28 protein-coding genes are annotated in these 26,626 nt (G+C 61.2%); 15 read left to right on the top strand and 13 right to left on the bottom strand.

The window, feature by feature from the left end; all coding sequences use genetic code 11:
- Positions 1-12 precede the first annotated feature (12 nt).
- The 6 genes from RAK07_RS04895 to RAK07_RS04870 all read left to right on the top strand — a co-directional run bounded on the left by RAK07_RS04895 (position 13) and on the right by RAK07_RS04870 (position 8,103).
- Entirely contained in the window at positions 13-1,557 is a 1,545-nt protein-coding gene (locus RAK07_RS04895) for a Ppx/GppA phosphatase family protein (RefSeq protein ID WP_305731722.1), read from the top strand.
- Between the two features lie 68 nt (positions 1,558-1,625).
- A complete protein-coding gene (speA, locus tag RAK07_RS04890) occupies positions 1,626-3,533 on the top strand; it encodes an arginine decarboxylase (protein WP_305731721.1) in 1,908 nt (635 codons plus the stop codon).
- A 109-nt stretch (positions 3,534-3,642) separates the two neighbouring features.
- Complete coding sequence (locus RAK07_RS04885; protein WP_305731720.1) at positions 3,643-4,836, top strand: saccharopine dehydrogenase family protein; 1,194 nt, start codon at positions 3,643-3,645, stop codon at positions 4,834-4,836.
- Between the two features lie 23 nt (positions 4,837-4,859).
- Positions 4,860-5,774, top strand: a complete 915-nt coding sequence (locus RAK07_RS04880) for a DUF1848 domain-containing protein (protein ID WP_305731719.1) — start codon at positions 4,860-4,862, stop codon at positions 5,772-5,774.
- Positions 5,771-6,919 carry a carboxynorspermidine decarboxylase gene (gene nspC, locus RAK07_RS04875; protein ID WP_305731718.1) on the top strand — a complete coding sequence of 383 codons (1,149 nt, stop codon included), beginning with the start codon at positions 5,771-5,773 and terminating at the stop codon, positions 6,917-6,919. Before RAK07_RS04880 ends, nspC begins: the two co-directional genes overlap by 4 nt.
- 170 nt (positions 6,920-7,089) lie before the next feature.
- Entirely contained in the window at positions 7,090-8,103 is a 1,014-nt protein-coding gene (locus RAK07_RS04870) for an FHA domain-containing protein (protein WP_305731717.1), read from the top strand.
- Here RAK07_RS04870 and RAK07_RS04865 read toward each other — a convergent pair.
- The 13 genes from RAK07_RS04865 to RAK07_RS04805 form a co-directional block, all read right to left on the bottom strand.
- The gene (locus RAK07_RS04865; RefSeq protein ID WP_305731716.1) at positions 8,090-8,917 is read right to left on the bottom strand and encodes a Stp1/IreP family PP2C-type Ser/Thr phosphatase; all 828 of its coding nucleotides are present in this window, start codon (positions 8,915-8,917) and stop codon (positions 8,090-8,092) included. The genes RAK07_RS04870 and RAK07_RS04865 overlap by 14 nt on opposite strands.
- A complete protein-coding gene (locus RAK07_RS04860; protein WP_305731715.1) occupies positions 8,896-11,373 on the bottom strand; it encodes a CHASE2 domain-containing serine/threonine-protein kinase in 2,478 nt (825 codons plus the stop codon). Before RAK07_RS04860 ends, RAK07_RS04865 begins: the two co-directional genes overlap by 22 nt.
- A gap of 83 nt (positions 11,374-11,456) precedes the next feature.
- Positions 11,457-12,131 (bottom strand): YkgJ family cysteine cluster protein, encoded by a 675-nt coding sequence (locus tag RAK07_RS04855; RefSeq protein ID WP_305731714.1) that lies wholly within the window; start codon positions 12,129-12,131, stop codon positions 11,457-11,459.
- Positions 12,104-12,301, bottom strand: coding sequence for a hypothetical protein (locus RAK07_RS04850; protein ID WP_305731713.1), 198 nt, complete (start codon positions 12,299-12,301; stop codon positions 12,104-12,106). The genes RAK07_RS04855 and RAK07_RS04850 overlap by 28 nt, the downstream gene beginning before the upstream one ends.
- Positions 12,302-12,306: 5 nt before the next feature.
- The gene (gene yfbR / locus RAK07_RS04845; RefSeq protein WP_305731712.1) at positions 12,307-12,915 is read right to left on the bottom strand and encodes a 5'-deoxynucleotidase; all 609 of its coding nucleotides are present in this window, start codon (positions 12,913-12,915) and stop codon (positions 12,307-12,309) included.
- Between the two features lie 82 nt (positions 12,916-12,997).
- Positions 12,998-13,330 carry a nucleotidyltransferase family protein gene (locus tag RAK07_RS04840; protein WP_305731711.1) on the bottom strand — a complete coding sequence of 111 codons (333 nt, stop codon included), beginning with the start codon at positions 13,328-13,330 and terminating at the stop codon, positions 12,998-13,000.
- On the bottom strand, positions 13,327-13,755 hold the full coding sequence (locus RAK07_RS04835; RefSeq protein ID WP_305731710.1) for an HI0074 family nucleotidyltransferase substrate-binding subunit: 429 nt from the start codon (positions 13,753-13,755) through the stop codon (positions 13,327-13,329). Before RAK07_RS04835 ends, RAK07_RS04840 begins: the two co-directional genes overlap by 4 nt.
- A 121-nt stretch (positions 13,756-13,876) precedes the next feature.
- Complete coding sequence (locus RAK07_RS04830) at positions 13,877-14,809, bottom strand: GIY-YIG nuclease family protein (protein WP_305731709.1); 933 nt, start codon at positions 14,807-14,809, stop codon at positions 13,877-13,879.
- A 120-nt stretch (positions 14,810-14,929) separates the two neighbouring features.
- Positions 14,930-15,370 (bottom strand): type II toxin-antitoxin system VapC family toxin, encoded by a 441-nt coding sequence (locus tag RAK07_RS04825; RefSeq protein ID WP_305731708.1) that lies wholly within the window; start codon positions 15,368-15,370, stop codon positions 14,930-14,932.
- Complete coding sequence (locus RAK07_RS04820; protein WP_305731707.1) at positions 15,358-15,582, bottom strand: ribbon-helix-helix domain-containing protein; 225 nt, start codon at positions 15,580-15,582, stop codon at positions 15,358-15,360. The genes RAK07_RS04825 and RAK07_RS04820 overlap by 13 nt, the downstream gene beginning before the upstream one ends.
- A 53-nt stretch (positions 15,583-15,635) precedes the next feature.
- On the bottom strand, positions 15,636-16,778 hold the full coding sequence (locus tag RAK07_RS04815; protein ID WP_305731706.1) for a deoxyguanosinetriphosphate triphosphohydrolase: 1,143 nt from the start codon (positions 16,776-16,778) through the stop codon (positions 15,636-15,638).
- Positions 16,779-16,789: 11 nt separating this feature from the next.
- Positions 16,790-17,203 carry a type II toxin-antitoxin system VapC family toxin gene (locus tag RAK07_RS04810; RefSeq protein WP_305731705.1) on the bottom strand — a complete coding sequence of 138 codons (414 nt, stop codon included), beginning with the start codon at positions 17,201-17,203 and terminating at the stop codon, positions 16,790-16,792.
- On the bottom strand, positions 17,203-17,478 hold the full coding sequence (locus tag RAK07_RS04805; protein ID WP_305731704.1) for a type II toxin-antitoxin system Phd/YefM family antitoxin: 276 nt from the start codon (positions 17,476-17,478) through the stop codon (positions 17,203-17,205). Before RAK07_RS04805 ends, RAK07_RS04810 begins: the two co-directional genes overlap by 1 nt.
- Before the next feature lie 101 nt (positions 17,479-17,579).
- Here RAK07_RS04805 and RAK07_RS04800 point away from each other — a divergent pair, with 101 nt between their 5' ends.
- The 9 genes from RAK07_RS04800 to rseP all read left to right on the top strand — a co-directional run bounded on the left by RAK07_RS04800 (position 17,580) and on the right by rseP (position 26,503).
- The gene (locus RAK07_RS04800; protein WP_305731703.1) at positions 17,580-19,397 is read left to right on the top strand and encodes a thioredoxin domain-containing protein; all 1,818 of its coding nucleotides are present in this window, start codon (positions 17,580-17,582) and stop codon (positions 19,395-19,397) included.
- 156 nt (positions 19,398-19,553) lie between these two features.
- Entirely contained in the window at positions 19,554-20,327 is a 774-nt protein-coding gene (rpsB, locus tag RAK07_RS04795) for a 30S ribosomal protein S2 (RefSeq protein ID WP_305731702.1), read from the top strand.
- 75 nt (positions 20,328-20,402) lie between these two features.
- Positions 20,403-21,329: a translation elongation factor Ts gene (tsf, locus tag RAK07_RS04790; RefSeq protein WP_305731701.1), complete on the top strand. Its 927-nt coding sequence runs from the start codon at positions 20,403-20,405 to the stop codon at positions 21,327-21,329.
- Between the two features lie 54 nt (positions 21,330-21,383).
- Entirely contained in the window at positions 21,384-22,121 is a 738-nt protein-coding gene (gene pyrH / locus RAK07_RS04785) for a UMP kinase (protein ID WP_305731700.1), read from the top strand.
- Entirely contained in the window at positions 22,106-22,663 is a 558-nt protein-coding gene (gene frr / locus RAK07_RS04780) for a ribosome recycling factor (protein WP_305731699.1), read from the top strand. The genes pyrH and frr overlap by 16 nt, the downstream gene beginning before the upstream one ends.
- A 1-nt stretch (position 22,664) precedes the next feature.
- Positions 22,665-23,405: an undecaprenyl pyrophosphate synthase gene (gene uppS, locus RAK07_RS04775; RefSeq protein WP_305731698.1), complete on the top strand. Its 741-nt coding sequence runs from the start codon at positions 22,665-22,667 to the stop codon at positions 23,403-23,405.
- Positions 23,406-23,407: 2 nt separating this feature from the next.
- Positions 23,408-24,205, top strand: a complete 798-nt coding sequence (locus RAK07_RS04770) for a phosphatidate cytidylyltransferase (protein WP_305733479.1) — start codon at positions 23,408-23,410, stop codon at positions 24,203-24,205.
- Between the two features lies 1 nt (position 24,206).
- A complete protein-coding gene (locus RAK07_RS04765; protein ID WP_305731697.1) occupies positions 24,207-25,382 on the top strand; it encodes a 1-deoxy-D-xylulose-5-phosphate reductoisomerase in 1,176 nt (391 codons plus the stop codon).
- Positions 25,379-26,503, top strand: a complete 1,125-nt coding sequence (gene rseP / locus RAK07_RS04760; RefSeq protein WP_305731696.1) for an RIP metalloprotease RseP — start codon at positions 25,379-25,381, stop codon at positions 26,501-26,503. Before RAK07_RS04765 ends, rseP begins: the two co-directional genes overlap by 4 nt.
- Positions 26,504-26,626: the final 123 nt, after the last annotated feature.

The raw sequence follows: 26,626 nt of genomic DNA, 5'->3' as shown, positions 1-26,626 counted from the left end.
ACCGGGGTGACCATGCAGACGCGCACACGGATAGCGGCCATCGATATCGGTACCAACTCCATCCGCTGCATCGTGGTGGAGCCGGCGGAACAGGGACGGTTCCGCATTCTGGACGACGAGAAGGGGACCGTCCGGCTGGGCGAAGGTCTGTCCGCCAGCGGCGCCATCACCCCCATGGCGGCGGAACGGGCCCGCCAGACCTTGACCCGGATGCGCAAGCTGGTGGATGGTCTCAAGGTATCGGCCTTGGAGGTGGTGGCCACCAGTGCGGTACGCAGCGCCTCCAACGGTCCGGTCCTGGTGCGGGAGTGGGAAGAAATTCTCGGCACGCCGGTGCGGGTCATCTCCGGCGAAGAAGAGGCGGCCCTGGCGGCCCAGTCGGCACTGCGCAACTTTGACCTGGGGGACAAGCGGTTCGCCGTGCTGGATATCGGCGGCGGCAGCCTGGAGCTGGCCACCGTGCAGGGAAGCCACGTTGAAGCTTACTATTCTCTGGACCTGGGTGCGGTGGTCCTGACGGAACGGTTCTTCGCCAGCGACCCGGTCCGGGAGCAGGACTACAAGAAATTCCGGCGTCATGTCGGCGAATCCCTGAAAAATTGCTTCAACGGCGAGAAAGTACGGCTGCCGACCGTGATCGGCTCCGGCGGCACGGTCAACGCCATTGCCGCCATGATCAGCGCTTCGCACCAGCAGCCGGCATTCAGCGGCAACCACGGCATGCGCCTCTTGCGCTCGGAAATCGTCCACCTGCTGGCCATGCTGCTGCGCACGCCGCTGGCCGGCCGGGGCCAGATTCCGGGCCTCAACCCGGACCGGGCCGATATTATCGTGGCCGGCGTCGGCGTGGTGGACGCCCTGATGGAGTTCTTTGACGCCAACGTGCTGCTGGTGAACGAGCGAGGCATCAGGGAAGGGATGATCGTCCAGGGGATGCGCCGTCATGGCCTGCTTTCAGAGCCTGCCACTCCTCGTTCCTGGCGGGAATCGCTTTTGGCCTTCGGCCGTTCCTGCCAGATGGACGAACCCCATGCCCGTCAGGTGGCCATGCTGGCCCTGTCGCTCTTCGACACCCTGGCCAAGCCGTTCGGCCTGGGCAAACGGGAACGGGCCATGCTGGAAGGAGCGGCGCTCCTGCATGACATCGGCTACTACATCAGCTACCACAGCCACCACAAGCACTCCTGCCACCTGATCCGCCATGCCGACCTGTACGGTTTCACGCCGCGGGAACGGGAACTGATGGCCCAGGCGGCCCGCTATCACCGCAAGGCGCTGCCCAAGAAGAAACATGCCGACTACCAGCAGTTGTCGGAGCGGGACAAGCTGACGGTTGCCCGCCTCGGAGGAATTCTGCGGCTTGCCGACGGCCTGGACCGTCGCCGCGCCGCTATGGTGGAAGAACTGACCTGCCAGTACCGGGACCGCAGCCTGCTGCTCACCCTCCACGGTTCCGAAGACCTGTCGGTGGAACTGTTCGGTGCTGCCGGCAAAAAGGATCTGTTCGAGCAGGCTTTCGGCCTGAAGGTCGTGTTTCTGACACCCCAGGGGGAGTAGTCTCCCATCGCAGTTCCGCGCAGGACCGGGCTTCCTGCGCCACTCTCGCACCCGTCTGGAGAACCGACATGGAGCGCTGGTCCATTACCGAATCCGCAAAAGTCTACAATATCGACAACTGGGGCGCCGATCTCTTTTCCATCAACAAGAAGGGAAACATCTGCGTCCACCCCTCCTCAAACTCCAAGAACTCCATAGATCTGCGGGTACTTGTGGACGACCTGATCAAGCGCAAGATCAAGCCGCCGATCCTGCTGCGCTTCATGGACGTGCTGCAGGGGCGCATCGCCTCCATCAACCGGGTCTTCAAGAACGCCATCCACGAAAACGAGTATCCGGCCAAGTACCAGACCTTCTACCCGATCAAGGTGAACCAGCAGCGCCAGGTGGTGGAAGCCATCGCCAGTTACGGCAAGCGCTACAATATCGGCCTTGAGGTTGGCTCCAAGCCGGAACTGGTGGCCGGCATCTCCATCTCCACCGGCAACGGCCTGCCGATCATCTGCAACGGCTACAAGGACGGCGAGTACATTGAAACCGTGCTCTATGCCACCAAGATCGGCTACGACATCACCATCGTGGTGGAAAAACTGTTCGAACTGGAGAAGATCATCACGCTGTCAAAGAAGACCGGTATCCGGCCCAAGCTGGGCATCCGGGTCAAGCTCTCCTCCAAGGGGACCGGCAAGTGGGCCACCTCCGGCGGCGAGGATGCCAAGTTCGGCTTGCGCATGTCCGAGATCATGGCCGCCATCCGGATGCTGGAAGAGGAAGGGATGCTGGAGTGCGTCACCCTGCTCCACTCCCATATCGGCAGCCAGATCACCAAGATCGACAAGATCAAGACCGCCCTGATCGAGGCAGCCCGTATCTACACCGAAATGCGCAAGCTGGGAGTGGGTATCGAGTACCTGGACATCGGCGGCGGCCTGGGGGTGGACTACGACGGTTCCAAATCCAGCTACTTCTCCAGCGTCAACTACACCGTGGAGGAGTACGCCAACGACGTCATCTACCAGATCAAGAACATCTGTGAAGAGGCCGGTGTAGCGTGCCCCAACATCATCTCCGAGTCGGGCCGGGCCACGGTGGCCCACTACTCGGTGCTGGTCACCAATGTGCTCAACACCAACACCCAAGGGCTGATGCCGGACTACGAGACGATTCTGGAGGAAATGGAAAAACCGGCCCCCACGGTGCGCAAACTGCTGGACATCTACAAGAGCATCGACCGCTACTCCCTGCGGGAGGACTACCACGACACCCTGCAGCTGATCAACGAGGCGGTCAGCCTGTTCAACCTGGGCTACCTCACCCTGCAGGACCGCGCCATCGCCGAATGGCTCTATGCCAGGATCATCAAGAAGATCAACAGCATCGTGGAGAAGATCAAGCCGATTCCCGAAGAGCTGCAGAACTTCCAGCTGGCCCTGCGCCAGACCTACTTCGCCAACTTCTCCCTGTTCCAGTCCATCCCGGACTCCTGGGCCATTGACCAGCTGTTCCCGATCATGCCGATCCAGCGCTTGAACCAGCGGCCGGATGTGATCGCCTCCATCGCCGACATCACCTGCGACTCGGATGGGGAGATCACCAGTTTCGTGGGAGAACACGGCCGGGCCAAGTTTCTGCCGCTGCACAAGATCAGGAAGGATGAGGACTACTACATCGGCTTCTTCCTGATCGGCGCCTACCAGGAGATCCTGGGGGATCTGCACAACCTGTTCGGCGACACCAACGCCGTGCATATCACCTTCAACAAGAAGACCGGCTACATGATCGACACGGTCATCAACGGCGACGCCACCTGGGAGACCCTCAAGTACGTCCAGTACAAGGGACCGGAAATCCTCAAGCGGGTACGGGAGCACCTGGAGAAGGACGTGGCGCGTCGCAAGGTTTCCATCGAGGAGAGCAGCCATTTCATCGAACTGCTGGACCGCACGCTCCTGGGATACACCTATCTGGGTGAATAATCCCACTTGTGCAAAAGTTGTGTGACGGGCATTGCGCTGACCGGCCGATGCCCGTACTATGGTGCGCGGTAACACGTCAGTCACTACTCATTCAGGAAGGAACCATAGCATGAGCAACGTTCTGATTATCGGGGCCGGCGGCGTCGGCCAGGTTGTAGCCCACAAGTGCGCCCAGCGTCGCGACATCTTCAGTGAGATCACCCTGGCATCCCGGACCAAGGCCAAGTGCGACGCCATTGCCGCCCAACTGGGGGGAAGCATCACGACCGCTCAGGTGGATGCCGACAATGTGCCGGAACTGGTGGCCCTGATCAAACAGGTGCAGCCGAAACTGGTGATCAACGTGGCTCTGCCGTACCAGGACCTGCACATCATGGATGCGTGCCTGGAGACCGGCGTGGACTACCTGGATACCGCCAACTACGAGCCTCTGGACACGGCAAAATTTGAGTACTCCTGGCAGTGGGCCTATCAGGAGCGCTTCAGGAACGCCGGCATCATGGCGCTCTTGGGCTCCGGTTTCGATCCGGGCGTCACCAACGTCTACACCGCCCTGGCGGCAAAAAAATATCTGGATGTGGTGGAGGAGATCGACATCATCGACGCCAACGCCGGCTCCCACGGCCAGCCGTTTGCCACCAACTTCAACCCGGAGATCAACATCCGCGAAGTCACCGCCGTCTGCCGCCACTGGGAGAACGGTGCATTCCAGGAGTCGCCGCCGCTCTCCACCAAGCGGGTCTTCGACTTCCCCGAGGGGATCGGGCCGATGAACATCTACCGCCTCTACCACGAGGAGATGGAGTCCCTTGTCAAACATATCCCCACCATCAAAAAGGCCCAGTTCTGGATGACCTTCTCCGACAACTACCTGAAGCACTTGGAGGTGCTGCAGAACGTCGGCATGACCCGCATCGACGAGGTCGAGTACAACGGTCAGAAGATCGTGCCGATCCAGTTCCTGAAGGCGCTGCTGCCCGACCCCGGCTCCCTGGGGCCGCTGACCAAGGGAAAAACCTGCATCGGCGTCATCGCCCGGGGGATCAAGGACGGCAAAAAGAAGCAGGTCTACATCTACAACATCTGCGACCACGAAGCCTGCTACCGGGAAGTGCAGTCCCAGGCCATCAGCTACACCACCGGCGTGCCGGCGGTGGTGGGGGCCATCATGATGCTGACCAAGCAGTGGCATGCCCCCGGCGTCTGGAACATGGAGCAGTTCGATCCGGAGGTGTTTCTGAAAGAGCTCGGCCCCATGGGGCTGCCGGAAGTGGTGGTCGAAGGGGAGTGGCCGGAGCTGTAAGACCGGCCGTTGCGGCGTGAACGGTGACCGAAGCGCCCAGGATCATATCCGCCAGCCGGCGGACCGACATCCCGGCATGGTATACCCCCTGGCTGCTCAACCGGCTGCAGGCCGGGTTTTGCCACTACCCCAACCCGCGCTTTCCGGCAAAGCTGCACCGGGTGAGTCTGCGCAGCGCGGATGTTTTGGGGATCGTCTTCTGGACCCGCAACCCTGCGCCGCTGTTGCCCCATCTGGGCAGCCTGGACCACTGGGGATACGATTACTATTTCCAGTACACCCTGACCGGCTATCCCCGCGCCCTGGAACCGTTCGCCCCGCCCGTGGAGCAGGCCCTCGCCACCTTTCGTTCCCTGGCGCAGCGGCTCGGCCCCCGGCGGGTCATCTGGCGTTACGACCCGATCATCCTGGGGAGCACGCTGACCGTCCCCTGGCATCGCGACAACTTCCGGCGGCTGGCCGATGCCCTGGACGGGGCAACGAAGCGGGTGGTGATCAGCGTTATCGACCCGTACCGGAAGAACCGGCGGCTGGTGGAAGCGACCGTCGGTAGCATCGACTATCATCCCGAGGCTTACCGGGAACTGTTGCAGTACCTGGCCCAGGAGGCGGCAGACCGGCACCTGCCGATGGAATCCTGCGCTGAGCCGTCCCTTTCCATCCCCGGCATATCGGCGGGTCGCTGTATTGATGCCGGGATGTTCCGGGCTGCCGGACGACACCAACGGCACGGCCTGCGGCCGGGCTGTGGCTGCCACCGCAGCATTGATATCGGCGTCAATGACACCTGCCCCTGCGGCTGCTGCTACTGTTACGCCACAGCCGATCCCCGGAAGGCCCGGGAGGCGGCGGAACGCCACAATCCCCGCTGGTCCTGCATCACCGGGGATATCCCCGAAACCGCTTTCTGCGCCGCTTCAGACGAGGGTACACCATGACCGGTATCGATATAGCCAGCATCGTCAAAAAAGCCCCTTCCCCCGCCTATGTGGTGGATCTGGGCAGGCTGCGCCACAATCTGGCCATCCTGGACCGGGTGCAACAGCAAAGCGGCGCGAAAATCCTGATGGCCCTCAAAGCCTTTGCCATGTGGTCCACCTTTCCGCTGATCCGAAAGACGCTGCAGGGAGTCTGCGCCAGTTCTCCCTGGGAAGCTCGCCTGGGGCGTGAGCAGTTCGGCGGCGAGGTGCACAGTTTTGCCGCTGCCTTCAAGGAGAGCGACGTCACGGAACTGCTGGCCATCTCCGATCATCTGGTGTTCAACTCCTTTGCCCAGCTGGAGCGGTTTCGCCCCCAGTGGGAACAAAGCGGCGTATCCATCGGTCTGCGGGTCAACCCCGAGCACTCCGAGGGACATACCGCCATCTACGATCCCTGCGCCCCCTGTTCGCGGCTGGGGATTCCCGCAGCCCAGTTTGAGGGCCGCTCCCTGGCCGGGGTGGAGGGGCTGCACTTTCACACCCTCTGCGAGCAGTTGTTTGAGCCGCTGGAGCGGACCGCCCGGGCGTTTGAAGACAGGTTCGGCCGCTATCTTGCCGGCATGAAGTGGCTCAACCTGGGGGGGGGGCACCATATCACCCGCGATGGCTACGATATCGACGGTCTGGTGGAGCTGGTGAAGTATTTCAAGGGGAAGTACGGCGTGGAGGTCTACCTGGAGCCCGGGGAGGCGGTGGTGATCGGCACCGGTCTGCTGGTGTCGGAAGTGCTGGACGTGGTGCACAACGGCATGGATATCGCCATTCTGGACGTTTCCGCCACCTGCCACATGCCGGACGTGCTGGAGATGCCGTACCGTCCCGCCATCACCGGCGGCTTCGATGCCGGCGCGAAACCGCATACCTATCGCCTGGGCGGCCCCTCCTGCCTGGCGGGGGACATCATCGGCGACTGGTCCTTCGAGCAACCGCTCTCGGCCGGGGACCGGCTGGTGTTCGAGGACATGTCCCACTACACCATGGTCAAAACCACCACCTTCAACGGCATCCAGCACCCCCACCTCTGCACCTGGGAACCGGAAACCGGGGAACTGGCCGTGGTGCGCAGCTTCGGCTACCAGGATTTCAAGAGCCGCCTCTCCTGAGCGGGCAGTATTTGCCGGGCAGGTCGGTCTCCCCACGGCATAGGTATCGGCACATCCGACGATGCGGCTATCCGGGCCGGAGCGAAACCTCGACGAGAACAGCAGGAAATCCACTCGGAACAAGCGGGCTCCCTTGACAGCCCTCCGAACCCATCGGTATAGTTTAGATCATGCCTGCCCTCATCCTGCCATCGGGAACCACGCTGGTTAACGCCATCCCCTTCAAACGGGAGACCATGGCCGAGATTCTGCGCCGTCTCGCCGGAGCCGGCAGCCCTTTCACCGGCTACTGCTCCCTGAACGGCAGCGACACCACCCGGCTGCTTTTCCTGTTTCAAAGCCAGCCCTACGCCGCCGCGCTCATCACCGGCACGCTCCCGACTCCGCTTTCCATCACCGAATTCTGTGCGCAGGCCGCGCTCCTTCCCGAGGGAAGCACCTCCCTGTCGCTGCACGCCGCTGATCCGGTACTTCTGAAATGCCTGCTGGTTCTCGTGCAGGCCGAGCCAGCCCCGAAAACACCGGTGGGAATGAGCGATCTCGAGCGGATACAACAGCAGATTCATCGCGAGGGTGGGGATGTGCTGGTCATCCTGGAGCGAGGCGGATTCTGCAATGTCTTCTTCTACAAGGACGGCGACAAAACGGTGGCATACTGGGCCGACAGCGGTGCCGTACAGAACCCGGACATGACCATCGACGAACAGATGCTGGTATACGCCGTGCAACCGGCGAGCCATGCGGTCAACGCCATCATCCACCGTGATCTTGCCACTGCCGAAGCGCCTGATGCCGCCGCCATGTCGCTGGAAGGGATGGTTCGGCTTTTCTCGGCCGATATCGGCACCCTGGTTCCGGAAACCGCGTCCCCCCTGCCGGCAGAACAGCACGCCATCACGCTACAGGTGATCGCAGGGCCTCAGTCAGGCAGCACCATCCGCAGCGCCATCCCCTGTGTGCTGGGCCGCAGGGATACCGATACGCTGATCAACGATCCGATGGTCTCCAAACGGCACGCCGCCCTCCAGCTCCTTAACGGCAGACTGGTGTTGATGGATCTGCACAGTACCAACGGCACCACCCTCAACGGCCAGCCGGTGGTTACCCCTCAGGAAGTTGCGACCGGCGACCGGATCGGCCTCGGTCAGACCGTGTTGACGGTTGACACCATCACCCTTTCGTAAACAGTCGGCGCATCCCCGCCAGCAGCCCTTTCTCTTCCTCCGCTTCCAGCAGGATCACCGAAATATTGTCCCGCCCTCCCCGGCCGTTGGCGCAGGCCACCAGTTCCCGGCATCCCTTCTCCAGTGACGGGCTGCTGCCGATCAGGGCGGCGATCTCCTCGTCAGCGACCATGCCGTAGAGACCGTCGGAGCAGAGCAGCAGGCGGTCACCCGCCTGCAGTTCCAGCTCGTTCATATCCACCTGTACCGTTTCCTCCTGGCCGATGGCCCGGGTCAGCACGTTGCGCCCCTTGGCAAACAGTGCCTCGTCGCGGTTCATCAGGCCGGCCCGCACCTGCTCCTCCACCCAGGAGTGGTCCTGGGTGATCTGCCGGAAGCTGCCCGCCCGCAGCAGGTAAGCACGGCTGTCCCCCACATGGGCGAACACGGCCCGCTCCTGATCCTGCAGCATGGCCACCACGGTGGTGCCCATGCCGCGCCATTCAGGCCGGGCAAAGGCCGCTTCAAAGACCGCCCGGTTGGCAAACCGCACCGCCGAGGCCAGCAGGTTGGCCCTGGCACTGTAGGCGGCATCCTGCTCCCCCACCAGCGGCGCCTGCCCTTGGGACGCCCGTTGCAGATAATCCCGCAGGGTATCCAGGCAGATCCGGCTGGCAATTTCTCCCCCCTGGTGCCCTCCCATGCCGTCGGCAACGGCAAAAAGGCCAAGGGACGGTTCCAGCAGGATCGCATCCTCGTTATTGGAACGAACCTGCCCCACGTCGGTCAGTCCAAAGCTTGCCAGTTCCATGGTCACCCCAGTTTTGCCAGGCACATCTTGACATGCTCCACCACTTCGCGTCCGCTCTGATAGCGTTTGGTCAGGTCCTTGGTCATCAGGCGGTGGGCGATGTAGGCACAGCACTGCGGGATGTTCGGATCGATCTGGGTGATCAGCACCGGCGGCTTGTTGGCAATGGCATACATCAGGGCAGCGATGCTGTCGCCGGTGAAGGGCTTCTGGCCGCAGAGCAGCTCGTACATGGAGGAGCCCAGGGAGAACAGGTCGGAGCGGCCGTCAACCTTCTGGCCCGCCACCTGCTCCGGCGACATGTAGCTGGGGGTGCCCAGCACGGTGCCGGTCTGGGTGGCCGAAGAGGTGGCGATGCGGGCGATGCCGAAGTCGGCGATCTTCACCGAGCCGTCTTTCAGCAGCATGATGTTGGCCGGCTTGATATCCCGGTGCACGATCCCCCTGTCGTGGGCAAAGGCCAGGCCGTCGGCCACGCAGCCGATGATCCGTAACAGTTCCTTTGTCGGCAACAGATTCTCCTTCTTCACGTAGGGAGTCAGGTCGGAACCGTCCAGCAGCTCCATGGCCACGTAGGCCAGATCCTCCTCCTCTCCCACGTCGTAGATGGTGACGATGTTGGGATGGTTGAGGGTACCGGCCGCCTCGGCCTCCCGAAAGAAGCGTTTCTTGGTCTCCTCCAGCAGGTCGGCGTCCACCTCCTCGAACCGGACGGTCTTGATGGCCACCAGCCGGTTGATCTTGGGATCCTTGCCCAGGTAGACCACCCCCATGGCGCCCCGTCCCAACTCCTTCTGGATCTCGTAACGGCCGATGGTGGGGGCCGACACACCGCTACCGCCGGGACCGGCGATAATGGTCCCCTCACGGCGGGCCGGACCGCCGAAGATCATGGTCTCGCCGGCCATCTTCATGGTGGCGATCCGCTCCCTGATATCCTTGTACTCCCCGGCGGTGAGGATATGCTCGTACACCGCGGCCGCCTTGTTGAACATCCGCTTGCGTTCGAAATCAAGGGCCAGGTTGTAGAGCAGGTCCCGCACCGTCCCATCATCCACCGGGCATTTACGGAACTTCTCAAAGGCCAGATCCAGCAGCCCCTGCCCCTGGAAGGACAGTCCCAGCATCTTGTTGGTTTCGATGCTGTCGCTCTCCACCAGTTCGTTCCGCTTCTCGGTCACCATGAAGCGGCTGGAAACCAGGGCGGTGTAGCCCACGGCCAGAAGCAGCGTCGGAGCCGTCATCCCCAGCCAGATCCCCTGGCCGGCAAACAGCCAGAGAGTCACGCCGTTCCAGAGCAGAAGCAGCCCCAGGGTAACGGCGGCGGACAGCCCCGCCTTCAGCCGGGGCATGGCAAAAGCCAGGAACAGCCCGAACAGCAGCATGGCTCCCAGCTCAACCCAGAGCAGCCAGCCGGGCCGGGCAATGGCGTTGTTGCCCAGCAGATTCTCGATCACCGTGGCCACCACCTCGATGCCGGGATAGGTAGACTGGAACGGCGTCACGGTAAACCCGGCAATGCCGGTGGCCACCGGTCCGATCAGCACGATCTTCCCCTTGAAAACGTCCGGCTTCACGCTGCCTGAGGCGACATCGAAGAACGAGTACGTCGGGAAGGAACCGAACCCGCCGCAGTAGCTGATCAGCATCCTGCCACGCTCATCAACCGGTACGGACAATGAACCGGCAGTAAGCCGGCCATTGGACAGCGAAATATCTTTGGGGGCGATCCGCAGGTGGACCAGGGCTGCCTGCAGGGCAAAGGAGGGGAACAGACGGCCGCGGTAGTAGAAGGTCAGGGCTTCCCGGCGTACGGTGCCGTCACTGTCCGGCAGGATATTGATATGTCCCAGGGAGCGGGCTTTCTCGGCAAAGGAAGGAATTGGCGCCGCCAGTTCGCTTGCCTGCAGCAGACTGCCGGGGTTTCCCTGTTCCCGGGACGACCTCTTCAGATACTCCGGCATGGCGGGGTCGGCATTGCCCCCCTGCTCCCCCGGCGTGAAAAAGAGCGGCAGAATCACCTTCCCGGTGGTCGCCAGCGCTTCGGTCAACAGGGTGTCGTTATCCAGACGGCGCTCCGCCTGGTTGATGGCTTCCAGCAGGGCCGGCGGGGCTTTCATGGTCACGGCCGCTTCCCGCAGTCCCTTCATCTCTTCAAGGCCGGAGTTGCGGTCCGCCTCGGTGTAGAGGATGGTGGTACCGATCAGGGACGGTTCAGAGGACGCGATCTGGCTGATCAGCTCCGCCATGTACCCCCGGGGCCAGGGCCAGCGTCCCAGCCGCTCGATGCTGGCATCGTCGATGGCCACCACCACCACCGGTGCCTGGGGCTTCTTGGCACGCAACCGGGCCCGCAGATCGTAGCTTTTGTACTCCAGCATCATCAGCGGCGACCACTGCAGCAGCCAGGCCAGCAGCAGCACCAGGGTGATGACGGCGGCAAGCAACCAGTCCGGGCGGGAAATCCGGGGCATCTTCATGGGAACTCCGTGACAAAGGTTTGGACACAGTGTAGCGCAGTGCAACCGTTCCGCAACCTGATGGAGCGGTGCTCCGGAGGTGGCTACTCCCAGAGCCGCTCCGGCAGACGCCTTCCCTGTACCAGATCGTGAAGCAGCTCGGGCTTGGCCAGGAATGCCGCCACCCCGGCACTGAGCTCAATACTGCGGTTCATGATACCGTGCTGTTCCAGTGCATCCGCCAGCGCACAAAAGACACCATCGAATACCGACTGACGGAAGCCGTCCACCGGCACTGCCACCGCCTGATCGCTCAGACTGGAATCCAGCGCTACGCAGCAGGCGTCGCGCTCCAGAGAGGTAAGACTGCGGCAGGCCAGGGGACGCACCGGGTAGATGCCACAGCAGCCACTGCTGTCAAGGAACGGGCAGGAAACGCGACGGTGAATCCGCTCACTGTCCTCCATCCAGCGTACCCGCAGGGCCTGGCTTGCCAGGCGCTGTTGCATCACTGCCAGTTCTACCGGAGGCACATGCTCTTTCAGCCGGTCGGCGATCACCGCAGCCTCGGGCAGCAGCACCGCCACGTTCAGCACACAGCAGTAATCACAGCCGGCAGCGCAGGCGGCCGGCCGCTCACCGGCCAGCTCCTCCGCGACCTCGGCCGCGGCCGCCAGCAGGGGAGCAAACCCCTCACCGCGAACTGCCGCAGCCACCAGCGGCAGAAGCCGGGGGGACACCTGTCCGATCATCAGCTCGGGATCACGGGGCCGCCACATGGGTCCTCCTCCGCAACAGCTTCCTTGCCGGTCTCTTCTATCCAGTAGAATTGCTTGTGCAGACAGCGGGTCAGTTCCGCCAGCCGTTGTTCCGCTCCGGCCCGGTCCGGCCAGCTCCCCACAGTGAAGCGGTGGCCGTTGTCGTCCTGACGCCGGAGCAGAAAGGCCATCGGTGTCAGCCCAGGTGCAGTTCGTCCAACGACAACCGGTAGCCGGGCAGGAAATGATCCAGAAAATAGATCACCTCCGGCAGCGGGCTCTTACGCAGGTTTTCCAGGTGCTCTTCACCGGCCCGCTTGAACTCCAGATTGCCGGATTTTTCCTCCTCAAGACACTTGATCAGAGCGGCGATCTTGTCAGCGGCCTTGATCAGCGGCTTGTACTGCGCATCCTGCTCTTCAAAGAAAAACAGCGGCTCGTAGACCGAAGTCAGCTCCGGCGGCAGCATGGCCAGCAACTTCTTGCGGGCGCGATCCTCAAGCTGGTGGAATGATCTTTTGAAGCGCGGGTTGAAATGCTTCACCGGCGTCGGCATGTCGCCGGTAAAAATCTCGCTGGCATCGTGAAAAATAGCGTAGAGGGCCGCCCGGCCGGGATCCAGCTCGCCACCAAAGAAGGTGTTGCGGATCACCACCAGGGCATGGGCCAGCATGGCCACATCCAGGGAGTGTTCCTTGATGTTCTCGGCTTGCGTATTGCGCATCAGTCCCCAGCGGCTGATGTACTGCATCCGTGCCAGGAAGGCGAAAAAATCGTAACGTGCGGGGATAACAGGTTCTTTCATGTATTCACACCTTTGATGAATTGCATTTCAGACATACAGCGCCTGCTGGTGAATACGTTGCTTCAGAAACGCATTCATCCGGTTACTGTCTCACCGCCTGCTGAATCACCACAGACTGCTGCTGTATGATTTTTCGAAACAGATCGCCGGTTGCAGCCCAATCAACAATATCCACCCGAATCGTCATGTCGGATTCATCAAAGGCATCTTTGATTGTCGCCATATTCTCAAGGGTTAATGGCTGCTCTGCCTGAATTACCAGATCAAGATCAGAATAAGGCTTTGCAGTACCCGCAACACGAGAGCCAAACGCCAGGACGGTATAGCCGGGCAGATGGTGTGAAAGAACCCGGCGAACCTCATGCCAATCCTGTTGGCTGATCGTAATCGGGGGAATGTCGTGCGCGGCGCTCATAGTGTCTGATCTTTTTTCATCAACTGAGCATGGAGATACCTGGCTTCTTCCAGAAAGTCCGGCGCTATTTCGTACACCTTGCCGGCTTTGTCCGCATCATAGGCATGACTGCTGATTGTGCGGGCCTGACGATATACCTTCCAGCGCGACCAGTCCGAACGCAGCAGGCCTTGCTCATTGCCCATCCGTATCAGGTTCTGGAAGGCACTGGTGTCAATTTCGTCAGGGCTTGCAGCGGTTTCCTCCAGATAGCGCTTGAGCATTTTCCAGCTCAGTTCGTAGGTAAACTCAAAGCACTGGATGACAGAATTGCGTAACTGCTCAAACAGCTCATCATTCTGTTTAGCCATGTCAGATGTTGCAAAACTGATGCTTTTTTCCAGTTGGCCAATGGCATTTGCCAATGATGAGAAGTCGAGGCTCATGAAAAACTCCCTTGCATGTGATGCTTTCGTTTCGACTGATCTGTTTGGTTTTGTGTTTATCAACGTGGTGGGAGTTGGCCGGGCGGGTTTTAAGGCCCGGTCTTACTTCCTGGTTGGTACTTTATGTCTGTGCCGGTTTGCCTAAGGGTTGGACGCCTGAAACTGCCATATCCTCGATTGCCTTCAAGGTGCGCCCATCAGACGTAATCCAACTCTGAGGACCACTCCGAGATGTTCCCGCGACCATAACAGCAGCGTAACTTGAAGAACTGACCAATACGTCTTCATTTAAAACGAGGTAATCTCCTTCTGAGATTATCCTTCCTTCAGCCAGCAACTGGTCCTTGTGCTTCGCTACTTTCATGCCCGCACTATCGGTGTTCACTCTGGAAAGCTGTGAGCCCTTTTTTAAGACAAAGCCTTCGTCTGTAACTGCGCCGCATGCCGTTAGGTTGTTAACTCGGAAGTTGAGGTCGATAAGCGACTTTCCCTTTAATGTTTCTTCTGTTGTCTCTGTAGAGTCAGTTTTTGCAACTGGTAAAAGTCTAATTAGTGGCTCCAGAATTGGATAGCCAAGGGTTCCCAGTACCATTCTGACGTTTTCAACGAACTCAGCCATCGCGTCTCGGTCTGCACGAGGGAGGCTTGACTCGGTTGGCGTGTTGCCGTTCTCTAACTCATACCGATCCGCTTGGTTTGCAAGAGTAACAAGCGTGGATTCCAGATACTTCACGTGCGCCTTAGTAAGATTTTCGTCTTTGCTTGAGAAGATAACGACTTCGTTCCAGAACTCCTTCTTACGGTCATGAGTTGTCAGCCGCTCTGCAACGTTCTCAGATTCGCCTATGTATGCAAGCGGCTTTGAGTCACCTAAACGAGCCTCAAACAGAAGATATACAGCGGGCTTGCTTGCCTCTGGCCAAGAGGAAAGTTCCCCCAATCTGTTGCGTGGACAGGCAATTGCTTGCCCAGTCCAATTTACAAGCTCCGCGTACCGGATTCCAGTAACTGTGGAGTCAGCTAGGTAGACACGGATAGACTTTCCAATGGGCATGATAACGCTCCTCAATTAAATGACCAACTCGTTATTGACCGGTTCACGCGCACGCGTGCGTGAACCGGTGATCTTCCCAAATAGAGCATTTATCCGGAACAGGGCGCCCCAACTTTCACTTTATCCCTCCGGTTCCAGCAGAAACCGCTCTCTATGCTTCGGGCGGATCAGGAAAAAATGGCGGTGGTCGGTGGTGAGGATGGTGGCGGCCTTCAGTCGTTCGGCAACGGCAACCACCGTAGCATCCACCAGCCCGATGTTGGCGTCGGCATAGGTTGTCAGCAACTCCAGGGCGCGGGCCATATCCGCCTCATCCACCTGCTCAAGCTTCAGCTCACCGGTGGCAAGGGAACGGACAAAGGCAGCTTCCGCATCGGGAAAAAGGTGGGTGTTCAACAGATAACAGGCTTCCGGAACCACCGTCACCGGCACCACCAGACGGCCCTTGAAACTGCCCAGCCAGGCAACGGCACGGTGATGCCAGGCATCACGACGGTCGGCCAGGGCATAGATGATGCCGGTATCCATGACCACCGGCGCAAGAGAGATCACTTTTGCCACAACAACTCCTCATGCCGTTCGGCAACCGTAGCGTCAGTGCCTTCACCAATGCCGACAAAGGAAAGCGACGTACCGACAGCAGGGCGGTTCTCCGCCACATAGCGCTCAAGCGCCTCCCGCACCACCTCGGCAACGCTGGTGTTTTTCTGCCGCGCCAGGTTCTTCACATCATCCAGCAGGTATTCATCCGCAAAAATGGTTGTTCTTTTCATAGCACACCCCCATGTATGATGTATGCTATACGTCATCAACGGTATGCGTCAAGTCACACTCTTTCAAACGTCTCAAACAATGCCTTGTAATCATCCAGCGCATAGCGGTCGGTCATACCGGCCAGATAGTCGGCCACGGTCCGCTCCACGCCGCTGCGGTCAATCCGGCGGTGGTATTTCGGCGAGAGCAGGTTGGGCCGTTTGACATAGGTCTCAAACAGCCGCGACAATACATGCTCGGCCTTGACCCGCATCTTGTCCACCTTGTGATGGCGGTAGAGTTTCTCCTTCAGGAACTTCTTCAGTGCCAGGTTCTCTTCCTCAACCCGGGGACTGAAGTGCACCACCACCCGGTTCACCCGGCGCAGGTCATCCAGACTGCCGATACCGTGCTGCCGGATATTGGCCAGCGTGGTTTCGCAGATATCGGCGATCTGCATGCCGATCAGGCTGCTGACGGTGCGGGCCACCAGCCGCTTGTCGTCGATGGCCGGATACCGCTCCTTCACCCGCCGGATCTCACGCTGCCACAACTCCACCTGCTGCAGCATCTCCAGGGTCAGGTAGCCTGATTTCAGGCCGTCGTCGATATCGTGGTTGTTGTAGGCGATCTCGTCGGCATAGTTGATGATCTGCGCTTCGATGGAAGGGACCGTGCCGGGGAGAAACTCCTCCAGCACCACCGTGGGAACGTCGTGGGGGGATGAGTGCTTGAGAATCCCCTCCCGCACCTCCCAGGAGAGGTTGAGGCCGTCGAACTCAGGATACCGCTCCTCAAGCTCGTCAACGACCCGGAACGACTGATAGTTATGCTCGAACCCGCCATACCCCTGCATGAGCTGGTTCAGCACCTCCTCCCCGGTATGGCCGAAGGGGGTGTGTCCCAGGTCGTGGGCCAGGGCCAGGGCTTCGGTCAGGTCCTCGTTCAGCCGCAGCCGCCGGGCAATGGCCGTGCCGATCTGGGCCACCTCCAGGGAGTGGGTCAGCCGGGTGCGGTAATAATCCCCTTCATGGTTCAGGAACACCTGGGTCTTGTATTCCAGACGGCGGAAGGCGGCGCAGTGGATGATCCGGTCGCGGTCACGCTCAAACACAGGACGGGGATCGCCGGACTCTTCGGCATACCGGCGCCCCCGTGAGGCACCGCTGGTGCAGGCGAACGTGGCAAGATCGGGACGTTCGGTATAGTCGAACATGAAATTTCCTTTCATTCCGGCAACATGCGTATACTCAGACCAGGCACGACTCCAAAGCGTTTGTCATTGGTAACAAAACAGACCGGACCTTTAAGACTTAATGCCGAAGCAGCCTGCATGGCATCAGCCGTTTTCAGATTGCAAAAGGCCCGCACCTGTATGGCTCGGTCAATCACACCGGGAGACAACTCGATAATCCGCAGGTTCCGTGAAGCGAAAAATTCACCATAACGCTGCAGCAACTCCATCTCGTTATCCCGCACCGGCTTTACCAGACATTCCAGCAGGCTGATCCGTGAGACAGCATAACTCACGCGGGGCTGCTCACCCTCCAGCTGTTTTATGTAGCTGGCTACACGGGAGTAGTAAGGTTCCACTCCTTCAACCCAATACATGATTATGCAGGCATCAAGGACAATGGTCATTAATCGCCCCAGGCATCCCGTTCTTCCTTCAGACGAGCATCAAGCTCTTCCTTCGTTCTGGAACCCCAAGCCGGACGGCTGAATAGATCGGAAACCGTCCACCCCTCCACGGCCGGCTCTCCATAACCACTGGAAAGTTTTGCATATTCCTCTTCACTTAACACTACAAAGGCGGGACGATTTCGTTTGATAACATGGACCGGACCATTACCCAGCAACTCTTCAACCGCTGCCACGCCACGACGTTTCAGCTCTTGTGCAGTTAGTGCGTTCATACCCCCTCCAACAGTACCGTTTTAAGTACCGTTACTATACCACCTCTGACATGCAAAACAAGTAACATTCTATGATAAACTACGAGCAGAGGATCACATCAATGACCAACCATGATCTGCATAACCTGCTGGTCCTTGACCGCTCCACCCTCCCCCCCGACGGCGGACCACGGTTCAACCGGCTGATCTTTTCCCATTCCCCCTACCTGCTGCAACATGCCGAGAATCCGGTGGACTGGCGTGAATGGGGGGAGGAAGCCTGGGAGGAGGCTCGCCGCCGCAATCTGCCGCTGTTCGTCTCCATCGGCTACGCCACCTGCCACTGGTGCCACGTCATGGCCCACGAATCGTTCGAGGATGAAGAGGTGGCCGACATCCTCAACCACGCTTTTGTACCGGTGAAGGTAGACCGGGAGGAGCGGCCGGATCTGGACGAGTTCTGCATGGCTGCCTGCCAGGCCCTTACCGGCCGGGGGGGCTGGCCGCTCAACTGCCTGCTCAAGCCCGACGGCACGCCGTTCTACGCCTTCAGTTACCTCCCCAAAGAGCCCCGGGGCGGCATGCCCGGCTTCCTGGAGTTGCTGGAAAACCTCGCAGGCGTCTGGCAGCACCGCCAGGATGCGGTGGAACGGAACGCCGAATCGCTGATGACGGCGCTCCGGCAGGACCACGGCGGAGAGGCTGCCGACACCGCCGACCCGGCCCTCCTGGCCGACCAAGCCGCTGCCACCCTGCAGCGGATTTACGACCGGAACCATCCCGGGTTCGGCTCCGCCCCCAAGTTTCCCATGCCCACCTACCTGCTCCTGTTGCTCTCCCGCCCCGACCCGGCGGAGCGGGAGCCGGCCCTGGCAAGCCTGCGGGCCATGGCAGCCGGCGGCATCCGGGACCAGCTGGGCGGCGGCATCCACCGCTACAGCACCGACCGGCACTGGCTGGTGCCCCACTTCGAGAAGATGCTCTACGACCAGGCCCTGGTGGCCTATGCCGCCCTTGAGGCGTTCGCCCTGACCGCTGATCAGCAGTACCGGGAGATGGCAGAGGATTTGATCGGCTTTGTGCTGCGCGACCTCACTGCGCCGGACGGCGGCTTCTACTGCGCACTGGATGCCGACTCATCGGGACGGGAAGGGGCCTGCTACGTCTGGCACAAGGAGGAGATCAACGAGTTGCTGGGGGACGACGCCGGCCTTTTCTGCGACTGTTACGGCGTGACCGCCGGGGGGAACTTCGAGGAACCGGGGGAGAATGTCCTGTTCCTGCGCCGCCCCCCCGCCGACCCGGCGGAAGCGGCCCGGCTGGCAGCGGCACGGCAGGTGCTGCTGGCGGCACGGCACAGGCGGGAGCAGCCGCTGCGGGACGAGAAAATCCTCACTGCCTGGAACGGTCTGATGATCGCCGCCCTTGCCCGGGGAGCGGCACTGACCGGCGCCGAAGCATGGCTCACCGCCGCCCGCCGGGCAGCGACCTTCATCCATAGGGCCCTCACCCGTGACGACGGACGGCTGCTGCGGAGCTGGTGCTCCGGCAGCGGCAGCGTTCCCGCCTTTCTGGAGGATTACGCCTTTCTGGCCTGGGGACACCTGGAGCTGTTCAGGGCGAACGGGGATACCGGCGACCTGCAGCGGGCCGACCAACTCTGCCGCGAGGCCTTGCGACTGTTTCGCGACGACCGGAACGGCCTGCTGATGGCCGGTAACGACAGGGAACAGTTGCCGGTGAACCGGGCTCTCTGCCACGACGGCGTCACCCCTTCCGGCCCGGCTGTTTTGCTGCAGAACCTGCTGCAACTGGCGGAACTGACCAATGACGCCGGGTGGCGGCAGGCGGCCGAACCGCTGCTCGGTTCGCACCTCGCCCAAACCGGCGCCGCGCCGGTCAACGCCACCTGGCTGATCCGCGCGGCGACCGCGGCGTGACGCCATTTTCCCGTTGATTTTCATGCTGTTGCTGTGCTAAAAGATTGCTCTTTCATTTCGCACGCCACGTCCGAACCGGGGGTGCCCCGTCAGGGGTTCCGGGGAGAAGGCGCGGGCGGAGGAAAACAAAAACCCACACACGAAGGAGAAGAACCAATGTCAAGCATCAGCATGAAGGAACTGCTGGAAGCCGGTGTCCATTTCGGCCACCAGACCAAGCGCTGGAACCCCAAAATGAAGCCCTACATCTTCGGGGCACGCAACGGTATCTACATCATCGACCTGCAGAAGACCGTCCGCTACTTCAAGTCCGCCTACAGCTTCGTGAAGGATTCCGTGGAGCAGGGAAGCACCGTGCTGTTCGTCGGCACCAAGAAGCAGGCCCAGGACTCCATCGCCGAAGAAGCGGCCCGTTGCGGCCAGTACTACGTCAACCAGCGCTGGCTGGGGGGCATGCTGACCAACTTCTCCACCGTCAAGCAGAGCATCGAGCGCCTGAAGCGGATCGAGGCGATGTTCGAAGACGGCACCATCGAAGCCTACACCAAGAAGGAAGCTCTCAAGCTGGACAAGGAGCGCGAGAAGCTGGAGAAGATCCTGGGCGGCATCAAAAACATGAACAAGCTGCCCAGCCTGATGTTCGTCATCGACCCCAAGAACGAGGAGATCGCCGTTCAGGAAGCCAAGAAACTGGGCATTCCGGTGGTTGCCGTGGTTGACACCAACTGCGACCCGGACCTGATCGACCACGTCATCCCCGGTAACGACGACGCCATCCGCGCCATCCGCCTGCTGGCCGCCAAGATCGCCGACGCGGTCATCGAGGGTGCCGAAGCCCGCACCACCGCCCTGCAGACCGATGCCGAAGGCTCCGACGAACTGGAAGCGGCCATCGGCGACGACGTTGCCTGCGAGGCATCTGCCGACTAACCCCTGAGGCAGCTCCACCTGATTTTTACGAATTTTCAACTGACCACGTCCGCGTGGTCCGGAGGATAAACGACCATGGCAATCACTGCTGCACAGATCAACGAACTGAGAAAAGCCACCGGCGCCGGCATGCTGGACTGCAAAAAAGCCCTGGAAGAAGTTGGCGGCGACATGGAGCAGGCCATTGACTACCTGCGTAAGAAAGGCCTTGCCGCCGCTTCCAAGAAAGCCGGCCGGGCCGCCACCGAAGGAATGGTTGCCACTGCTGTCAGCGGCAATGCCGGTGTGCTGGTGGAGATCAACAGCGAAACCGACTTCGTGGCCAAGAACGACAAATTTCAGGACTTCGTCAAGCAGGTGGTCGACCATGTGCTGGCGAAGAAGCCGGCAACCCTCGACGAACTGCTGGCCCAGCCCTTTGCCGGGGACAGCAGCAAGACCGTCCAGACTCTGCTGACCGAAGCCATTGCCGTCATCGGCGAAAACATGCAGATCCGTCGCTTCGCCACCTTCACCGCCGAGTCCGGTGCCGTTGGTTCCTACATCCACGCCGGCGGCAAAATCGGCGTACTGGTTGAGGCCTGCTGCGATAACGCCGCTGCCGCCCAGGACGAGCGGTTGGCCACCTTCCTGAAGGATGTGGCCATGCATATCGCTGCCGCCTCCCCGCTCTACGTTCAGCGCTCCGAAGTGCCCGCGGACGTCCTGGAGCGGGAGAAGGAGATTTACCGCGACAAAGCCCGCCAGACCGGCAAGCCGGAAAATATCATCGAAAAGATTATCGAAGGCCAGGTCAACAAGTTCTACGGCGATATCTGTCTGCTGGAGCAGGCCTACGTCAAGGACCCGGACAAGTCGGTGCAGCAGTACCTGGCGGAAACCGCCAAGGCGCTGGGCGGTACCGTTACCCTGAAACAGTTTGCCAAGTTCGTACTGGGTGAGGGACTTGAAAAGAAGGAAACGGACTTTGCCGCCGAGGTGGCGGCGGTGGCCGGTCAGTAAATAATCCCACAACGCCGGCCCACACAGCCGGCGTTGTCGTATCAGGAGGCTTTCATGGGCCGTCAATCCTATAAACGGGTACTCTTGAAGCTGTCGGGTGAGTCACTGGCCGGCGACCAGGGGTACGGTATTGATCCCGCAACCATAGGCGCCATTGCGACGGAGATCCGCGACGTTGTGGAGGACGGCGTGCAACTCGCCCTGGTGATCGGCGGCGGCAACATCTTCCGCGGCCTGGCCGCCTCTTCCAAGGGGATGGACCGGGCCAGCGCCGATTACATGGGGATGCTGGCCACGGTAATCAACTCACTGGCCATGCAGGATGCCCTGGAAAAACTGGGGGTTTCCACCCGGGTACAGTCCGCCATTGCCATGCAGGAGGTGGCCGAGCCCTACATCCGTCGCCGGGCGGTCCGCCACCTGGAAAAGGGACGGGTGGTCATTTTCGGCGCCGGCACCGGCAACCCCTACTTCACCACCGACACCGCCGCCTCCCTGCGGGCCATGGAGATCAACGCCCAGGTGATCCTGAAGGGGACCAAGGTGGACGGCGTCTACTCCGCCGACCCCAAAAAGGACCCCGCGGCGGTCCGCTACACGGAACTCAGCTACATCGAGGTATTGCAGCAGGGGCTGCAGGTGATGGATGCCACCGCCACCTCGCTCTGCATGGACAACAACCTGCCGATCATCGTCTTTGACCTGACCACTCCCGGCAATATCAAGAAAGTGATCGGCGGCGAAGCCATAGGAACCATCGTACAAGGAGACGAACCATGCCGAAAACCGTAATCGCCGACATGAAGTCCCATATGGAAAAAACCGTGGAGGACTTGCGCAAGGAATACCAGAAGATCCGAACCGGGCGGGCCAGCACCGCACTTCTGGACGATGTGCGGGTCGACTACTACGGCAACCCCTCCCCCCTCTCCCAGGTGGCCACCCTGTCGGTACCGGAACCGCGCACCATCACCATTTCCCCGTGGGAAGCCAAGATGATCGGCCCCATTGAGAAGGCGATCCTGAACGCCAACCTGGGGCTGACCCCCGGCAACGACGGCAAGTTGATCCGCCTGACCCTGCCGCCGCTGACCGAAGAGCGGCGCAAGGAAATCGTCAAGGGGCTCAGGAAAATGGACGAGGATCACAAGGTGGCGGTACGCAACATCCGGCGCAAGGCGATTGACGACCTGAAAAAGCTGGAGAAGGACAAGGCGATCACCGAGGACGACCTGAAAAAGTACGAAAAGGAAGTCCAGACCCTGACCGACTCCTCCATCGCCAAACTGGACGAGATACTGCAGCACAAGGAAAAAGAGGTCATGGAAGTCTGATATGACCGAGCTGGACCCGACAAAGCTCCCCCGCCATCTGGCGATCATCATGGACGGCAACGGCCGCTGGGCCGAACAGCGGATGCTGCGCCGCATCGTCGGGCATCAGCGGGGGGTGGAGACGGTACGGATGGTGGTTGAGCAGGCCTCCCGCCTGGGAATCGGCTACCTCACCCTGTTCGCCTTCTCCTCGGAAAACTGGTCCCGTCCCAAGACCGAAGTACGGGCCCTGATGACGCTCCTGCAGAAGTACATCCGTATTGAAACCGGCCGGATGATGAAGAACAACATCCGTTTCAACGTCATCGGCAACCGTAACGACCTGCCCCGGGAAGTCAACCAGATCCTGGATGAAGCCCTGCAGCAGACCGCCCGCAACACCGGCATGGTGCTGACCCTGGCCCTGTCCTACGGCGGCCGCCAGGAAATCGTCCGGGCAGCGGTACGGCTGGCCGAGGAGGTGCGTACCGGTGGCCTTGCGCCGGAACGGATCACGGAGGAGCTGTTCGCCCGTCACCTGGACACGGTGGGGCTGCCTGACCCGGACCTGCTGATCCGGACCAGCGGCGAGATGCGGATCAGCAACTTCCTGCTCTGGCAACTGGCCTATGCCGAGTTGTACTTCACCGACATCAACTGGCCCGACCTGACCATCGATCAGTTGTACCGTGCCCTGGCCGACTACCAGGCTCGCGAGCGCCGCTTCGGCAAGACCAGCGCCCAACTGATCGGGAGGAACTGACCATCCTGCGACTCATTACTGCATGCGTGCTGCTGCCGGTGGTCATCCTGACCATCCTGAAGGGAGCGCCCTGGCACTTTACCCTGCTGCTGGTGCTGTTCGGCGCCGTCGGCCTGCAGGAGTTTTTCGCCATGGCACTGCCGGAACGCAGGGGGGAACTGCTGCCCTTTGCCCTGTACGGCGGCTTGGCCGTGTTCACGCCGCTTTTGCCCGACGGCCGCTTCGTTCTGATGACGGTGGCGCTGTTCTTCCTGCTGGCGGCGTTCCATTTCCTGTTCCGGCTGCGGGATGTCGCCTCGGCCGGCCGGGAGGTGGCGCTGGTCTGCACCGCCTTCCTCTACGTCCCGTTTTTGCTGGCCCACCTGGTGATGATCCGGCTGCTGCCCCAGGGTACCTCCTGGCTGTTCCTGATCATGCTGATCGTCATGACCAACGATTCCGCCGCCTACTACATCGGCAGCGCCTTCGGCAAACACCGCCTCTATCCGGCGGTGAGCCCCAACAAGAGCATCGAAGGGGCACTGGGGGGGCTGCTGGGCAGCCTCTGCGGCACCCTGATCGCCAAATTCACGTTTTTTCCCCAGCTCGGTATCGCCGACGCCCTGATCACCGCCCTGCTGGTGGGAGTCGCCGGCCAGGTGGGCGATCTGTTCGAATCCCTGCTCAAGCGGAGCTTCGGCGTCAAGGATTCGGGCAGCATCATCCCCGGCCACGGCGGTGTGCTGGACCGCCTGGACAGCATCCTTTTCGCCGCGCCGGTCACCTACTACTACGCCTGCTACCTCTTCGGGAGGTTCTGACATGAAACAGATCGCCATCCTCGGCTCCACCGGCTCCATCGGAGTCAGCACTCTCGACATCGTCGCCGCCCATCCGGACAAGTTTCGGGTCACCGCCATGACTGCCGGCCGCAACCTTGAGCTGTTCGCCGACCAGATCCGGCAGTTTCGGCCGGACATTGCCGCCGTGGCCGACGAGAAGGACATTCCCCGCCTGCGGGAGCTGCTGGCCGGGCACCCGGTTACCTTCACCGGCGGGATTGACGGGCTCTGCGCAGCCGCCACCGCCCCCGGCGTGGAAATGGTGGTGGCCGCCATCGTGGGGGCCGCCGGACTGGTACCCACGGCTGCCGCCATTCGGGCCGGCAAGGATATCGCCCTGGCCAATAAGGAGATCCTGGTCACCGCCGGTCACCTGTTCATGGAACTGGTGGCCCGGCACAAGGTGCGCCTCTACCCGGTGGACAGCGAACACAGTGCCGTGTTCCAGTCCATCGAGGGGCACCGCAGCGACGATATCGTCCGGATCATCCTGACCGCCTCCGGCGGCCCGTTCCGGGAAACTCCGCTGGAGAAGCTGGAACAGGTCACCATCCAGGACGCCCTGAACCATCCCAACTGGAGCATGGGACGCAAGATCACCATCGACTCGGCCACCATGATGAACAAGGGGCTGGAGGTGATCGAGGCCCGCTGGCTGTTCGACGTGCCCCCGGAAAAGATCGCGGTCAACATCCACCCCCAGAGCATCATCCACTCCATGGTGGAGTACATTGACGGCTGCGTCATCGCCCAGCTGGGCACCCCGGACATGAAGGCGCCCATCGCTTATGCCCTCTCCTACCCGGAGCGGGTCAGCACCGGCGTCCCTCCCCTGGATCTCACCGAACTGGCCGGCCTCACCTTCTTCAAGCCGGACCTGCTCCGCTTCCCCTGCCTGGGGCTCGCCTACCGCGCCCTGGCCGAGGGGGAGAGCATGCCGGCGGTGATGAATGCCGCCAACGAGGTGGCAGTGGAGGCGTTCCTGTCCGGCAGGATCTCCTACCTGCAGATCGCCCGGCTGATCGAGCGGACCATGGATGCCCACCGGGCCCATCGGCTTACCTCCATTGAGGAAGTGCTGGCGGCGGACCAGTGGGGCCGCCGTACCGCCGCCGATCTTTGCGGAACCTGCGCCACTATGGAGGCGTCGTCATGATCGTGGTCAGCTTCATTGTCGTCCTGGGCATCCTGATCTTCGTCCACGAGCTGGGACACTTCCTGGTGGCCAAGTGGCTGGGGGTCAAGGTGGAGAAATTCTCCCTCGGCTTCGGTCCCAAACTGTTCGGCCGCACCATCGGCGAAACGGAATACCTGATCTCCGCCTTTCCCCTGGGGGGCTACGTCAAGATGTACGGCGAGGGGGGCTTCAGTGAAGCGGAGCTGGTGGAACAGACTTCGACGGAAACCGCTGAAACGGCAGCCGAGCCGGTCGAGCCTCCCCAGCCCATCGACGAGGCCCGTTCCTTCTCCCACAAGCCGGTCTGGGCACGGATGGCCATTGTGCTGGCCGGCCCCGCCTTTAACATGCTGTTTGCCTGGCTGCTGTTGATCACCCTTTATCTGGTGGGGATGCCGATCATGAAGGCAACCATCGGCGAGGTGTTCAAGGACAAGCCGGCCGCCGTGGCCGGCATGCAGAAAGGCGACCGGATCACCGCCGTCGACGGCCATCCGGTGGTACAGTGGGAAGACTTCTCCTCGCGCATGGCAACGGTCCGCGGCGAGGTAACCCTCTCCATCGTCCGGAACGACCACCCCCTGACCATCACCTTGGTACCGCAGGCAGGGGAGTCGAAAAACCTCTTCGGTGAAACCGTCCAAAAGCCGATCATCGGCGTCTCTCCGTCCTACGAATTCGCCACGGAGCGGTTCGGACTGCTGGATGCCGTCAGAATGGGCAACGCCAAAGCCGTGGAAGTGACCAAGCTCACCGTGCTCTCCATGGTCAAGCTGTTCCAGGGGGTGGTACCGCTCAAAACCGTGGGCGGGCCGCTGATGATCGCCGACATGGCCGATAAGGCGGCCAAAACCGGCGGTGCCACCTTCTTCATGCTGCTGGCCGTGGTCTCCATCAACCTGGGGATTCTCAACCTGCTGCCGATCCCGATTCTGGACGGCGGCCACCTGCTGTTCTACACCATAGAAGCGGTCATTCGCCGACCGGTGCCCCAGAAGGTGCGGGAATACGCCCAGCAGGCCGGCATGCTGCTCTTGATCTGCCTGATGGTGCTGGCCTTCTATAACGACATTGTCCGGTACTTTTTCAGCAAAGGCTGAGACCGCTTCGGAACAAGGCGCACGTTTTGCTGCTCTGTGAAGTCGGCGACGGCACCACGAACCTGCTGAAAACAGTTTCGCGGAACCGGGACCAGCACCTTCGCGGTTGCGGTATCGTCTCCA

This window comes from Trichlorobacter ammonificans (genome assembly GCF_933509905.1).
Classification (GTDB): domain Bacteria; phylum Desulfobacterota; class Desulfuromonadia; order Geobacterales; family Pseudopelobacteraceae; genus Trichlorobacter; species Trichlorobacter ammonificans.
Note: the sequence above shows the minus strand (reverse complement) of the source record. Positions and strands in the feature narration are given on the sequence as shown.

What these genes read in the sequence shown, in the direction of transcription:
- RAK07_RS04895 (WP_305731722.1), top strand. Translation starts at nt 13, where the DNA reads ATGCAGACGCGCACACGGATAGCGGCCATCGATATCGGTACCAACTCC.
- speA (WP_305731721.1), top strand. Translation starts at nt 1,626, where the DNA reads ATGGAGCGCTGGTCCATTACCGAATCCGCAAAAGTCTACAATATCGAC.
- RAK07_RS04885 (WP_305731720.1), top strand. Translation starts at nt 3,643, where the DNA reads ATGAGCAACGTTCTGATTATCGGGGCCGGCGGCGTCGGCCAGGTTGTA.
- nspC (WP_305731718.1), top strand. Translation starts at nt 5,771, where the DNA reads ATGACCGGTATCGATATAGCCAGCATCGTCAAAAAAGCCCCTTCCCCC.
- RAK07_RS04870 (WP_305731717.1), top strand. Translation starts at nt 7,090, where the DNA reads ATGCCTGCCCTCATCCTGCCATCGGGAACCACGCTGGTTAACGCCATC.
- RAK07_RS04860 (WP_305731715.1), bottom strand. Translation starts at nt 11,373, where the DNA reads ATGAAGATGCCCCGGATTTCCCGCCCGGACTGGTTGCTTGCCGCCGTC.
- RAK07_RS04855 (WP_305731714.1), bottom strand. Translation starts at nt 12,131, where the DNA reads ATGTGGCGGCCCCGTGATCCCGAGCTGATGATCGGACAGGTGTCCCCC.
- RAK07_RS04850 (WP_305731713.1), bottom strand. Translation starts at nt 12,301, where the DNA reads ATGGCCTTTCTGCTCCGGCGTCAGGACGACAACGGCCACCGCTTCACT.
- yfbR (WP_305731712.1), bottom strand. Translation starts at nt 12,915, where the DNA reads ATGAAAGAACCTGTTATCCCCGCACGTTACGATTTTTTCGCCTTCCTG.
- RAK07_RS04840 (WP_305731711.1), bottom strand. Translation starts at nt 13,330, where the DNA reads ATGAGCGCCGCGCACGACATTCCCCCGATTACGATCAGCCAACAGGAT.
- RAK07_RS04835 (WP_305731710.1), bottom strand. Translation starts at nt 13,755, where the DNA reads ATGAGCCTCGACTTCTCATCATTGGCAAATGCCATTGGCCAACTGGAA.
- RAK07_RS04830 (WP_305731709.1), bottom strand. Translation starts at nt 14,809, where the DNA reads ATGCCCATTGGAAAGTCTATCCGTGTCTACCTAGCTGACTCCACAGTT.
- RAK07_RS04820 (WP_305731707.1), bottom strand. Translation starts at nt 15,582, where the DNA reads ATGAAAAGAACAACCATTTTTGCGGATGAATACCTGCTGGATGATGTG.
- RAK07_RS04815 (WP_305731706.1), bottom strand. Translation starts at nt 16,778, where the DNA reads ATGTTCGACTATACCGAACGTCCCGATCTTGCCACGTTCGCCTGCACC.
- RAK07_RS04810 (WP_305731705.1), bottom strand. Translation starts at nt 17,203, where the DNA reads ATGACCATTGTCCTTGATGCCTGCATAATCATGTATTGGGTTGAAGGA.
- RAK07_RS04805 (WP_305731704.1), bottom strand. Translation starts at nt 17,478, where the DNA reads ATGAACGCACTAACTGCACAAGAGCTGAAACGTCGTGGCGTGGCAGCG.
- RAK07_RS04800 (WP_305731703.1), top strand. Translation starts at nt 17,580, where the DNA reads ATGACCAACCATGATCTGCATAACCTGCTGGTCCTTGACCGCTCCACC.
- rpsB (WP_305731702.1), top strand. Translation starts at nt 19,554, where the DNA reads ATGTCAAGCATCAGCATGAAGGAACTGCTGGAAGCCGGTGTCCATTTC.
- tsf (WP_305731701.1), top strand. Translation starts at nt 20,403, where the DNA reads ATGGCAATCACTGCTGCACAGATCAACGAACTGAGAAAAGCCACCGGC.
- pyrH (WP_305731700.1), top strand. Translation starts at nt 21,384, where the DNA reads ATGGGCCGTCAATCCTATAAACGGGTACTCTTGAAGCTGTCGGGTGAG.
- frr (WP_305731699.1), top strand. Translation starts at nt 22,106, where the DNA reads ATGCCGAAAACCGTAATCGCCGACATGAAGTCCCATATGGAAAAAACC.
- uppS (WP_305731698.1), top strand. Translation starts at nt 22,665, where the DNA reads ATGACCGAGCTGGACCCGACAAAGCTCCCCCGCCATCTGGCGATCATC.
- RAK07_RS04765 (WP_305731697.1), top strand. Translation starts at nt 24,207, where the DNA reads ATGAAACAGATCGCCATCCTCGGCTCCACCGGCTCCATCGGAGTCAGC.
- rseP (WP_305731696.1), top strand. Translation starts at nt 25,379, where the DNA reads ATGATCGTGGTCAGCTTCATTGTCGTCCTGGGCATCCTGATCTTCGTC.